The organism is Vreelandella sulfidaeris (assembly GCF_042429665.1).
Taxonomy (GTDB): Bacteria; Pseudomonadota; Gammaproteobacteria; order Pseudomonadales; family Halomonadaceae; genus Vreelandella.
Window position 1 is genome coordinate 440438 of record NZ_JBHMAC010000013.1, and the last position, 12532, is coordinate 452969.

9 protein-coding genes are annotated in these 12532 nt (G+C 56.9%); 5 read left to right on the forward strand and 4 right to left on the reverse strand.

Going from position 1 to position 12532, the window contains the following annotated elements:
* The first annotated feature begins 67 nt into the window (after positions 1–67).
* Positions 68–355 (forward strand): DUF1330 domain-containing protein, encoded by a 288-nt coding sequence (locus ACFFLD_RS16645; protein ID WP_386042369.1) that lies wholly within the window; start codon positions 68–70, stop codon positions 353–355.
* Positions 356–384: 29 nt separating this feature from the next.
* Here ACFFLD_RS16645 and ACFFLD_RS16650 read toward each other — a convergent pair whose 3' ends face one another.
* The 3 genes from ACFFLD_RS16650 to ACFFLD_RS16660 form a co-directional block, all read right to left on the reverse strand.
* Positions 385–1272 (reverse strand): DMT family transporter, encoded by an 888-nt coding sequence (locus ACFFLD_RS16650; protein WP_386042371.1) that lies wholly within the window; start codon positions 1270–1272, stop codon positions 385–387.
* A gap of 107 nt (positions 1273–1379) precedes the next feature.
* Complete coding sequence (locus tag ACFFLD_RS16655) at positions 1380–1535, reverse strand: hypothetical protein (protein ID WP_386042373.1); 156 nt, start codon at positions 1533–1535, stop codon at positions 1380–1382.
* 190 nt (positions 1536–1725) lie between these two features.
* The gene (locus ACFFLD_RS16660; RefSeq protein WP_386042375.1) at positions 1726–3306 is read right to left on the reverse strand and encodes a BCCT family transporter; all 1581 of its coding nucleotides are present in this window, start codon (positions 3304–3306) and stop codon (positions 1726–1728) included.
* A 243-nt stretch (positions 3307–3549) separates the two neighbouring features.
* Here ACFFLD_RS16660 and fdhA point away from each other — a divergent pair, with 243 nt between their 5' ends.
* The 3 genes from fdhA (at position 3550) to fdhF (ending at position 9467) form a co-directional block, all read left to right on the forward strand.
* Positions 3550–4740 carry a formaldehyde dehydrogenase, glutathione-independent gene (gene fdhA / locus ACFFLD_RS16665; RefSeq protein ID WP_386042377.1) on the forward strand — a complete coding sequence of 397 codons (1191 nt, stop codon included), beginning with the start codon at positions 3550–3552 and terminating at the stop codon, positions 4738–4740.
* A gap of 135 nt (positions 4741–4875) precedes the next feature.
* The gene (locus ACFFLD_RS16670; RefSeq protein ID WP_386042379.1) at positions 4876–6594 is read left to right on the forward strand and encodes an NAD(P)H-dependent oxidoreductase subunit E; all 1719 of its coding nucleotides are present in this window, start codon (positions 4876–4878) and stop codon (positions 6592–6594) included.
* An 11-nt stretch (positions 6595–6605) separates the two neighbouring features.
* Positions 6606–9467, forward strand: a complete 2862-nt coding sequence (fdhF, locus tag ACFFLD_RS16675; RefSeq protein ID WP_386042381.1) for a formate dehydrogenase subunit alpha — start codon at positions 6606–6608, stop codon at positions 9465–9467.
* Positions 9468–9658: 191 nt separating this feature from the next.
* Here the strand turns inward: fdhF and ACFFLD_RS16680 are convergent, their stop codons facing one another.
* On the reverse strand, positions 9659–10945 hold the full coding sequence (locus tag ACFFLD_RS16680) for an aromatic ring-hydroxylating oxygenase subunit alpha (RefSeq protein ID WP_386042383.1): 1287 nt from the start codon (positions 10943–10945) through the stop codon (positions 9659–9661).
* Positions 10946–11303: 358 nt separating this feature from the next.
* Between ACFFLD_RS16680 and ACFFLD_RS16685 the strand changes: the two genes are divergently transcribed.
* Entirely contained in the window at positions 11304–12410 is a 1107-nt protein-coding gene (locus ACFFLD_RS16685; RefSeq protein WP_386042385.1) for an FAD-binding oxidoreductase, read from the forward strand.
* The last annotated feature ends 122 nt before the right edge of the window (positions 12411–12532 follow it).

Below are 12532 nucleotides of genomic sequence, written 5' to 3' on the forward strand. Positions count from 1 at the left end.
TGACCATAACCGCTCTGCGTTGAATTGAATGTACCTACTGAATGTAATCACTGAAAGAGAGACAGATATGCCAAAAGGATATTTGATCGGGCACGTGAGCATCTCGGATGCGACCGCCTACGCCGCCTATGCCAACGCCGCAGGTGAGGCAATGCGACCTTTCAATCCCAGACTAATAGCGGGAGGGCAGTATGAAAACCTGGAAGGTGAAGCCCATGAGCGACATGTGATTTTCGAGTTTGACTCTTTCGCCGACGCCAAGCGTTTCTATGAGAGCCCCGAATACCAAGCGGCCAAGGCTCTGCGCGTGGGGGGTACGACGGGGACGTTCGTCATTCTTGAAGGGGCCGCTTAACGCAGCCCCACGTCACTTGGCCTAGGTCATTACTTCCCGACCATCCCCGGATATAGACTCAGCCGCTGGCGCTCTCGGCGAAGCCCTATGCCCGCGTGTACGATCAGCACGGTAATGACCACCACTCCGCCCGCCAGCGTCGAGGTGGTGGGTTCCTCACCCAGCAGCCACCACACCCAGAGCGTGCCCAGCGCAGTTTCGACCAGATAAAACAGAGCCACTTCGGAGGAGGGAAGATAACGGGTGGCGCTGTTGATCAACACGGTAGCCAACGGCATCTGGATAAGCCCCATCACCGCCAGCACCCCATAGCGTGGAACATCTAGCGAAAACGGCGAGGCCAAAGGTAGCGCCATGGACGCCGATAGTAGTCCCCCTCCCGCGATCACGACAATCGTATCGATCCTGGGATAGCAACGCAGTAACGTCAGGTTACCGCCAATGGCTGCCGCGGCGGCGAGCGCATAAAGATTGCCCACCAGCATGCCGTGGGCGCCCTCGCCTATAAAGACCAGGCTCATGCCCAGCATGCAGATGGCAATTGCCACCAGCGTCCGCAAGGCGACACGCTCGCCGAGAAAGACCCGCGAAAACAGCGCCGCAAACAAGGGGGCAGTACTGAGAATCACCACCACGTTAGCCACGTTGGCGTTCATTACCGCCAGCACGAACAGCGTTGAAATGAGACCCAGCAGAATAGCCGAGGCCAATGAGGAGAAAGGGGAGACACGCAGCGTGGCTAGCCGACTACCCATTAGCGACAGCAGCCCCAGCACACAGAACATCAAGAAGCCTCGCCAGAAAACAATGGTCCAGCCGTCGGTATCGGCAAGGCGAATCAGCAGGCCATCGAAGCTGAGAAACACCACACCTAGTACCACCATAAGCAGGCCACGCTGATAAGCACTCAACTGCATTACATTGACTCCCGGTTGGCAAAAAAGATAACCGCCCGCCCAGGGGGCGAGCGGTTGAGAAATGCGCAGCGAGCCAATGGCCGTTGGCCCGCTAAGCTCCCCTTAATCTAGTGTGTGTCGGCCATGGCCATGGCCATGGCCGTGCGCGCGGCAGCGGCTTTCTGATGGCGAGGGCGGACTACCCAGTAACCCACGCCCCCGGCAAGATGGCCAATGACAAAATAGCCGACCAAGCTTAACAGTATTGCAATGGTATAAATCATGAGCATGACCACTGAGTTATTAAAGGAATTGTTAATATTGTGTCGCCATGATGCAGCGCTTTGACTGCGCGCTCATTGTTGCCTGCGCCATTCAATGAGGGAATTACGACAAGACAGGGGCTAAGCAGAGCCAGGAGCCAAACAAAAAGGGCGCCATTGAAATGGCGCCCTGTAAGTAGCGAAAAGGTGTTTATCCCGCGACTTTTGGCATTACGTTAAGCTGGCGCCACTCCTTGTGAAGTCCTTTGTAAAGACTAAAGCACATTAACAAGAGTACCAGCGTAAAGGGCAGCCCCGTGGCGACCGCGCCCGCTTGCAGTGCGCCAAGTGCCGTGCTTCCACCCCCGTACAGCAACACGCCCGCAATAATACCTTCCAGCGCCGCCCAGAAGACCCGCTGTCCCTTGGGTGCATCGGTTTTGCCGCCGGCGGTGATGCTGTCGATCACCAGGGAGCCTGAATCTGACGAGGTAATGAAGAATACCAGGACCAGAATAATCGCCAGTGTCGAAGTGATGCTGGTCAGAGGTAGCTGCTCCAGCATATGGAACATGGCGAGAGAGACGTCACCAATACCGTTGGCCAGTTCACCAACGCCGTTTGACGCCTGATAAAGGGCCGTGCCACCGAAAGCACTCATCCATACCAGCGTCACCAGTGTGGGTACCAGCAGTACCGCGATAAGGAATTCGCGCACCGTGCGGCCCCGCGATACGCGGGCGATAAACATACCCACGAACGGAGACCAGGAGATCCACCACGCCCAGTAGAAGATGGTCCAGCCGTGATACCAGACATCATCGTCGCGCCCAATCCAGTTCGACAGCGGCAGCAGATGGGTGACATAGTCCACCGCGGTGGTGCCAATGCCGTTCAGAATCATCAGGGTCGGCCCGGCGATGAACACAAACAGCAGCAGCGCCGCGGCGATGACCATGTTGATGTTCGAGAACAGCTTGACGCCACCGTCGAGGCCTCGCCATACCGAGAACAGCGCGATCACCGTCACCACTACAATAATCGCCAGCTGTGTTCCGATAGTGTTAGGAGTGCCGAACACGTAGGCAAGCCCGCTGGCCGCCTGGGTAGCACCAAACCCAAGCGAGGTAGCGAGACCAAAAATGGTCGACAATACGGCAAGAATATCGATGATATGGCCTGCCCAGCCCCGCGTCCGCTCGCCCAGAATCGGATAGAACGCTGAGCGCAGCGTGAGTGGCAGGCCCCTGTTATAGGTGAAGAAGGCCAGCGACAGCGCGACCACGCCGTAGATCGCCCAAGGGTGAAGTCCCCAATGGAACATGGTCGCCCCCATCGCCGCACTGGCGCCCGCCGGGGTGCCCGCTGGCGTGTTTAAAGGCGTGCCGTACCAATCGGTATAGTAGGCCACCGGCTCAGCAACACTCCAGAACATCAGGCCGATGCCCATGCCTGCCGCAAACAGCATGGCAAACCAGGAGGTGCGTGAGTATTCTGGTTTGGCATCACTACCGCCCAGGCGTATCCGTCCGAGTGGCAAAAAGATTAGAACAAGGCAGAACACCACAAAGATATTGCCCGCAATCATGAACAGCCAGTCGAAGTGTTCAATCGACCAATTTTTGGCAAGACCTAGGTGGGTATTAGCCGCATCGGGGTAGACCAGTGCGTACAGAATAAACAGCAGAATGGCGAGAGCGGAGAGTGGAAAGACGGGGTTATGAAAATCCAACCCCAATATCTGGGTATTATCCTGTCCGGGCGACAGAATAGGGTCATCATTGTTATTCATCGGATGTCCTTGGTTGCTCTTATTGGACGTCGGTCATTGCTCACCATCGCCGACGCTACGGATTGTTAGCCCTGTTTAAGAGCAGCAGTATCGTGAAAGCGACCTCTAGCTATTCGTCTTGACTACGATGTCTTGAATAGACATGTGAATGCCTTTTTGGAGTAAGTCTTACGGCGTGGAGGGGATAGGGTGGCTACGAGCAAACAACCATTTTGATCAGAACAATAACCACAGGAGCCAGCCATGAGCGCAGCCAACCGCGGAGTTGTCTACAAGGGGGCCGGTGAAGTCGCCGTTGAATCCATTGATTATCCTGAGCTTGCCCTCGGTAATCGCAAATGCGAGCACGGTGTCATTCTCAAGGTCGTCACCACCAATATCTGTGGCAGCGACCAGCATATGGTACGTGGCCGTACTACCGCGCCCGCTGGTTTGGTGCTCGGCCATGAAATTACCGGCCTAGTCGTCGAGTGCGGACGCGATGTCGAATTTATCCATCCAGGCGACCTGGTTTCGGTGCCGTTCAATATTGCCTGTGGTCGCTGCCGTAATTGTAAAGAAGGCCGTACCGGTATTTGCCTAAACGTCAATCCATCCCGGCCCGGCGCTGCTTATGGCTATGTGGATATGGGCGGCTGGGTCGGCGGGCAAACCGAATACGTCATGGTTCCCTATGCCGATTTTAACCTTCTGAAGTTCCCCGATAGCGACCAGGCCATGGAGAAGATCAAAGATCTCACCTTGCTCTCCGATATCTTCCCTACCGGCTTCCACGGCTGCGTGACCGCCGGTGTTGGTCCGGGAAGCACCGTTTATATCGCTGGTGCTGGCCCCGTTGGTCTGGCGGCGGCGGTTTCCGCTCAACTGCTGGGGGCGGCCTGCGTGATCGTCGGCGATATGGTCGAAGAGCGTCTGGCCCAGGCGCGCAGCTTTGGTTGCGAAACCATCGATCTGACTCAGGACGGCGACATGGCCGACAAGATCGAAGTGATCCTGGGTGAACGTGAGGTCGATGCGTTTGTCGATTGCGTCGGCTTCGAGGCCCACGCCTGTGGCTGCAACCATGGTAAGGAAGCACCAGCTACCGTACTGAACTCGGCGATGTCGCTGACGCGTGCGGGCGGGCAAATCGGTATTCCCGGCCTTTACGTGACCGAAGACCCGGGCGCCGCTGACGACGCCGCCAAGCAAGGGGCGCTGAGCATGCGCTTTGGCCTTGGTTGGGCCAAGTCCCATAGCTTTCATACTGGACAGTGCCCGGTGATGAAGTACCATCGCCCGCTGATGCAGGCAATCCTGTTCGGCAAGGTCAATATTGCCGATGCGGTCAATGTCCAGATGATCACTCTGGATCAGGCGCCCCAGGGCTACGCCGACTTCGATGGTGGTGCGGCCAAGAAATTCGTGATTGATCCTCATGGCAGCGTGGCTTGATGATGAGTTTCACTCACTGAGTGACAAGTTTTAAGCTTGCTCAACGGCAGGTTAGTGCGACCCTAGACGGCGCCCCGCGGGGTGCCGTCTTTGTTCATTCGGCCTAGAGCCGATCAAGATAATAATGAGTAACCCATGACCGTCCAGACCGTGATCCCCAAGCGCCGCTTTCGCGGCAAGCCCCGCGGCCGTGAACTCGATCCCCATCTTCTTGAGGCATTGCGTGAACTGCTGGGCGATGAACGCCAGGACGCCTCGTTGCGTCGCCGCGACCTATTGATCGAACACCTGCACGCCATTCAGGACATCAGGGGCTATCTGCCACTGGCGGATTTACGTGCCCTGGCTGCTTACATGAACCTGCCCATGGCCGCGGTCTACGAGACCGCCACCTTTTATGCGCACTTCGATGTTATTCACGACGACCAACTGCCACCGCCTGCGGTCACCATTCGCGTGTGTGATTCTCTAACCTGCCAACTGGCCGGCGCCGAGGCGCTTAAGGCACAGCTGGAGGCGAGCGTGGATATCGAACAGGTGCGGGTGCTGCGCGCTCCCTGCATGGGACGGTGCGACACGGCGCCGGTGGTGGAGGTTGGGCACAATCATGTGCCGTTTGCTACTCAGGCGCGTATCGCATCGGTGATCGAGGCGGCGCATTTTCACCCCGACCCCGTCGCCTGGCAGCGACTTGACGACTATCGCAGCGAGGGCGGTTTGGCATTGCTCCAGGCCTGCCGTCAAGGTGACGTCACGGTAGAGTCATTGATGGAGGCAATGCAGCAGGCCAACTTGCGCGGCTTGGGCGGCGCGGGTTTCCCGACGTTTAAAAAATGGACCTTCGTGCGCCAGGAGACCGGCCCCCGCTACTGCGCTATCAATGCCGACGAAGGCGAGCCCGGTACCTTCAAGGATCGCTATTACCTTGAACGCTCGCCGCATCAGTTTCTTGAAGGTGCGCTGGTCAGCGCCTGGGCGATAGACGCCGCGGCGCTGTATATCTATCTGCGCGATGAGTACCCAGCGTTGCATATTGTGATGCGCGAGGCCATTGGCGAGCTTGAGGCCGCTGGCTTGGTAGCGCCTGGCTATATTGTGCTGCGCCGCGGCGCTGGCGCCTATATCTGCGGCGAAGAATCGGCGATGATCGAGTCGCTGGAAGGCAAACCGGGCAAGCCTCGACACCGCCCGCCGTTTGTGGCCCAGAAAGGGCTATTTAACCAGCCAACGTTGGTCAATAACGTCGAGACTGTGTACTGGATTCCGATGATCTGGCAGCGCGGCGCTGAGGCCTTCTCAAGCCAGGGGCGCAATGGCCGCGTGGGGCTGCGCAGCTTCTCGCTGTCGGGCCGAGTCAAGCAGCCCGGGGTCTATTTGGCTCCAGCGGGCATCACCCTCAACGAGTTGATTGACGAATATGGCGGCGGCATGGCCGATGGCCACCGCTTGGCGGCCTATCTTCCTGGTGGCGCCTCGGGCGGTATTCTGCCCGCAGCCAAGGCTGATATCCCCCTCGACTTCGATACGCTGCAGGCGCACGGCAGTTTTATTGGTTCGGCCGCGGTCATCGTGCTCTCCGACCAGGACGATCTACGCGCGGTAGCGACTAATCTCTTGGCCTTCTTTGCCGACGAGTCCTGCGGTCAATGCACGCCTTGTCGGGTGGGCACGGAAAAGATGCTGACGTTGCTTGAGCGCGACGAATGGGATGCTGGGCTGATGACGCAGCTCTCCCAAGTGATGATAGATGCCTCCATTTGTGGGCTTGGTCAGGCGGCACCAAACCCGGTGCTGGGGCTGCTCAAGGACTTCCGCGGCGAACTTGCCGCTCAGAACGTCATCGTCAGGGGGTAGGGGAAATGAACATGAGTATGAGCGAGCAGAGCTTAAGCAAAAGCTTTACGCTGACGCTGGACGGCGTCGAGGTCAGCGCATACCCCGGTGAAAGTATCTGGCAGGTGGCCAAGCGTGCCGGCGAGACCATTCCCCATCTGTGTTTCAAGGATGCCAGTGGCTACCGCGCCGACGGTAACTGCCGCGCCTGCATGGTGGAAATCGAGGGCGAGCGCGTCCTGGCCGCCAGCTGTCTGCGCGAAGCAGCCCCTGGCATGGTGGTCAATAGCGCACGTTCCGAACGCGCTCATGCGGCCCGCAAGATGGTCATGGAGATGCTGCTGGTCGATCAGCCAGAGCGCGAGGATAGTCCTGATCGCGCCAGCCATTTCTGGGCCATGGCCGACCAGCTAGCCATTGATGCCACCGAGGTACGCCGTACGTTACCCCGGCGTGACGAGCGTGTAACCCCCACCGTGAAGCATGTGTCTCTCCGGGCAGATAGCCTTGCGCAAGACAGCAGCCACTCTGCCATGAGCGTCAATCTCGACGCCTGCATCGAGTGCAACCTGTGCGTACGCGCTTGTCGAGAAGTGCAGGTCAACGATGTGATTGGCATGGCCCACCGCGGGGCGGCGTCAAAGATCGTGTTTGATTTCGACGACCCCATGGGCGCCAGTACCTGCGTGGCCTGTGGCGAGTGTGTTCAGGCCTGCCCCACCGGCGCCCTGATGCCCGCTACCTTGATCAACGCAGAGGGGCGCGGCGATTCTACCGTTGCCGATCGCAAGGTTGACTCGGTATGCCCCTACTGCGGCGTTGGCTGCCAGCTCACCTACCATATCAAGGACGACGAGATCCTTTATGTGGAAGGTCGCGACGGCCCCTCTAATGAGAGTCGTTTGTGTGTTAAAGGTCGCTTCGGCTATGACTATCCGCGCCACCCATCCCGGCTTGTCACACCGCTGATTCGCCGCGAAGGGATCGTTAAAGGCCTGGACCCGGATTTCGATCCCGCCAAACCGCTGACGCATTTCCGTGAGGCGAGCTGGGATGAAGCGCTGGAGGTGGCTGCTGGCGGGCTTGTGGATCTTAAAGCAGCCCATGGGCCTGATTCCCTGGCAGGGTTCGGCAGCGCCAAATGCTCCAACGAAGAAGCGTGGCTGTTCCAGAAACTGGTACGTACCGGCTTTGGCTCCAACCATGTGGATCACTGTACCCGGTTATGCCACGCAAGCTCGGTCGCGGCGTTGATGGAGTGTATTGGTTCAGGTTCGGTTACCGCCTCCTTTATGCAGGCAAGCCAAGCTGATGTGGTCATTCTTACTGGCTGTAATCCTGCCGTGAATCACCCCGTGGCGGCGACCTTTTTCAAGCAGGCTGCCAAGCGTGGCACCAAGATACTGATCCTTGACCCTCGCGGTCAGGCGCTGGATGCGTACGCTCACCTGAGCGTGCGCTTTTCACCCGGCGCCGATGTGGCGCTGTTTAATGCCATCCTGAATGTGATTATCAGCGAAGAACTCTATGACACGGCCTATATCGCCGAGCATACCGAGGGCTTCGAGGCCCTGAAAATACATACTGTCGACATGACTCCCGAAGCAATGAGCGGTCTGTGCGGTGTTGAGCCTGAAACCATCCGTGAAGTGGCAAGGCTTTATGCCAACGCTGAACGGGCGATGATTTTCTGGGGCATGGGGATTTCCCAGCACACCCACGGCACCGACAACGCTCGCTGTCTGATTTCACTCGCCCTGGCCTGTGGTCAGACAGGACGCCCTGGCACTGGCCTGCATCCTTTGCGCGGGCAGAACAACGTGCAGGGGGCATCTGATGCGGGGCTGATTCCCATGGTAATGCCGGACTACCAGCCGGTCAGCGATGATCAGGTACGCGCGGCGTTTGAAGAGCTATGGAACACGAAGCTGGATCCCACGCCTGGCCTCACCGTGGTTGAAATCATGGACGCCATTGCCGCAGGCACCATTCGCGGCATGTATATCCAGGGCGAAAACCCGGCAATGTCCGACCCTGATCTAGCCCATGCGCGGGCCGCTTTGGCCAAGCTTGAACATCTGGTGGTGCAGGATCTGTTTGTCACTGAGACCGCCCAGTTCGCCGATGTCATCCTGCCTGCCTCCGCCTGGCCCGAGAAGAACGGCACCGTTACCAACACCAATCGCCAGGTGCAGATGGGGCGTGCAGCACTTCCGCTTCCCGGCCAGGCCAAGCCGGACTGGTGGATCATTCAGGAAATAGCCAAACGTTTCGGACTGGGCTGGAACTATCAGCACCCACGGGACGTCTTCGCCGAGATGAAGCAGGGTATGGCTTCTCTTGATCATATTTCCTGGGAGCGTTTGGAGCGCGAACAGTCGGTGACCTATCCCTGCCCAGCCGATGATGCCGCGGGGCATGACGTGGTCTTCAGCGATGCCTTCCCAACGCTCAGTGGGCGAGCAAAATTCGCCCCCACACGCCCGCTACCACCGGATGAACCAGTAGATGCCGATTACCCGACGGTGCTGACCACCGGGCGTCAGTTGGAACACTGGCACACCGGCTCCATGACCCGGCGTGCCAAGGTGCTTGATGATCTGGAACCAGAAGCGGTGGCGAGCTTGGCCCCTGCTGAGCTTATCCGGCTGGGGATGAAACCGGGCGATGATCTAACGATCGCCACCCGGCGTGGCAGCATTACCCTCAAGGCAAGGACGGATCCTGGCATGCCAGAGGGCATGGTCTTCGTGCCGTTCTGCTACGAGGAAGCGGCGGCCAACCTGTTGACCAATCCGGCGCTGGACCCTTATGGCAAGATCCCCGAGTTCAAGTATGCCGCCTGTCACTTGAGCCGCTCGGAAACCGCGATGTTGGAGGAGACCGACGCTTAACGAAGGTGAGGGATGCACAGAATAATGCCAGGGAAGGCAACGAATAGGTGTGAAGGGTCATATTGGCTGTAGCGGCTTGTTAGGCTCTGAGCTGGATGGTGGTATAGAGCAACAGGTGTTCTGAATATTCAAACGAAACTGGCCCGCATAAGCGGGCCAGTCCGTTTGTCTGTACTGCGTTCAGGAAAAACTCAGCCTTGCGCTATCTTTAGTGAGGGGGCGTCTTGGGCTAAGTTCTCTAGCATGCGGTTGGCATACCAGTCGACAAAATCGATAACGCCGAACTCGTAGGTTTCCGAATAAGGGCCGGGTTGATACGCGATGGAGTTGATGCCGCGCTGGTTCTCTTCGGCAAGTTGGCGGTCCTGGTCGTTGGTCGCATCCCATACGCGGCGAAGCTTCTCGGGATCGTAGTCAACGCCTTCCACGGCATCCTTATGAACCAGCCATTTGGTGGTCACCATGGTTTTCTGCGGGCCAAGCGGCAGCACGCGGAACACGACGGCGTGATCACCCATGAAGTGATTCCAGGAGTTGGGCAGGTGCAGGATGCGCAGGGAGCCCATATCAGGGCTCGATAAGCGTCCCATCAGCTTCTGGCAGCCGGGCTGGCCATCCATCGTCATTGAGACAATGCCATCCAACAGCGGCGTGCGGGTCAGACGATTTTGCTGGCCAAACCGCTTCAATTGGTAAGGCACCTGATCCTGATCCCAATCTGCCTGTTTACGCGCTACCAGTGTTTTGTAAGCGGGCGTGGCGCGGGGGTCTTCGGTGTCATCAAACTCTTGTAATGAATTAAGCAGCTCTGGGTGGGCGCCATTGCAGTGATAGCACTCACGGTTGTTTTCGATGACTAGCTTCCAGTTGGCTTGCTCAACGATACTCGACTCTACAGCGACCTTGACGTTATCCATCTGGTACGGTTCAAGATAGTGATCAAGCGTTTCCAGAAAATCATCAATCGCGGGCGGCTTTTCGCTCAGGTTGATAAAGATGAAGCCACCGGCGTTGCGAACGCTGACCGGCTTGAGCCCAAATTGGTCGAGATTGAAGTTTGTGCCCATATCGCTACCGGCAAATAATAAGCGCCCATCAAGCTCGTAGGTCCACTGATGATAGGGACATACTAGCTTTGCCACTTTACCTTTATCTTTTACACACAGGCGCGACCCGCGGTGGCGGCACACATTGTGAAATGCATGGATAGTTCCTTCACTGCCACGCACAATCACGACGGGATTATCACCAATATCCAGCGTCATGAAGTTGCCCTTGGTAGGGATCTCGCATGTCATGCCAGCGAACAGCCATTCCTTCTCAAAGACCTCCTGCATATCAAGCGCGAACAGGCGGGCATCGTTATAAAATGGCTGCGGAAGCGAGAAATTGCGCTCCCTGGTTTGCAGCATCTCAATCGTTGACGTACGAGCCGCGGCGAGTGGGTCGTCCATTATGTAAGAAACACTTTTTTCCATACCAGAATCCTCGTAAACCACTGCTCCCCCTCAAGGGCTGCGAGTCGGTCATTAATCAAGAGTGCATGTCTTGTTGTTTTGCTGCGTAACCTGGCGTTTTATTCATCGCTACCTGACGTTAGGACAGATTGTGTTGCAGGCTCACCCCTGCCAGTTATCTACCCGCGACATCAGGTGGTGTAGTGGCGACTTAAAAAGCGGTTTCTAAGTGATCAAGAGTGGCACAAGGTAAGTACGCGTCGCTGTCAGGCAAGTTGGTTAGTGGGCGCGTCCCCAAAATGCAGCTCAAGGTGCTGGCCGTGTAGTGACTACGGTCCGGTGATGCATAAAGATGAAGGCTGGTCAGGCAGAGGCGATAATGACAACAAATTTCTTCAATCCGGTCACGACCCAAACCTGGACCAACGGCCGCCATCAGGTACGTTGCGTTAAGGTCATTCAGGAAACCCAGGATGTACGCACGTTCTGTTTCATGGCCGAACAGCCGGTGCTGTTCTTTTTCAAGCCAGGCCAGTTCGTAACGCTGGAGCTTGAAATTGATAATCAGCCGATCATGCGCTCCTATACGATTTCAAGCTCTCCCTCCATCCCTTACAGTTTTTCGATCACCGTTAAGCAGGTGCCGGGAGGCAAGGTATCCAATTGGCTGCATGCTAATTTAAAAGTAGGTGACGAGCTGGCAGTGCACGGGCCGGTCGGTAATTTTAATTCGATCGACTTTCCTGCTGAGAAAGTGCTGTTTCTGTCTGGCGGGGTGGGCATTACGCCATTGATGTCCATGACGCGTTGGCTTTTCGATACCAACGCCACCGTCGACGTGGAATTTATACACAGCGCGCGTGCGCCCCGCGATGTTATTTACCATCGCGAACTGGTGCATATGTTTTCGCGGATTCCCGAGTTCAAACTGCACATCATCTGTGAGAGTAAGGAAGATATTGGTGAGGCGTGGGCTGGCTATCGCGGTTACCTCACCCAGCCACTGTTTGAGTTGATGGTGCCGGACTTCATGGAGCGGGAAATTTTTTGTTGCGGTCCTACACCCTACATGAACGCCATCAAGAATATTTTGAAAAGCAAGAATTTTGATATGAGTCATTACCACGAAGAGTCGTTTGGCGCCACGCCGGTCGACGTTCGTGAGGACGTGCTTGAACTGGCCGAACAGGCAGAGGTCGACGCCGAAAATGTCGATTGCAGTGATTTACACAGCGTCGAGTTTGCCTCTTCTGGAAAAAGCGTCAAGATCCAGCCTAATGAGACGGTTCATGCGGCAGCGGCGAAGCTGGGTCTGCATATTCCCAAGGCTTGCGGCATGGGGATTTGCGGTACGTGTCGCGTAGAGCTCAAATCAGGTGAAGTCGAAATGGAGCATAACGGCGGCATTACGGATGAAGATGTCGAAGAAGGTTATATCCTCTCCTGCTGTAGTCGTCCTAAAGGCGATCTGGTGGTCGATTTTTAGCACCAATAACGTTACTTGCTCCATACAACAAACCGCCCTATACGGCACTCGCTGTATAGGGCGTTGTGTTTTTAATCGCTAATTAATAATTAACCTTAACGAAGTTTTTTTCTCGGCTGACG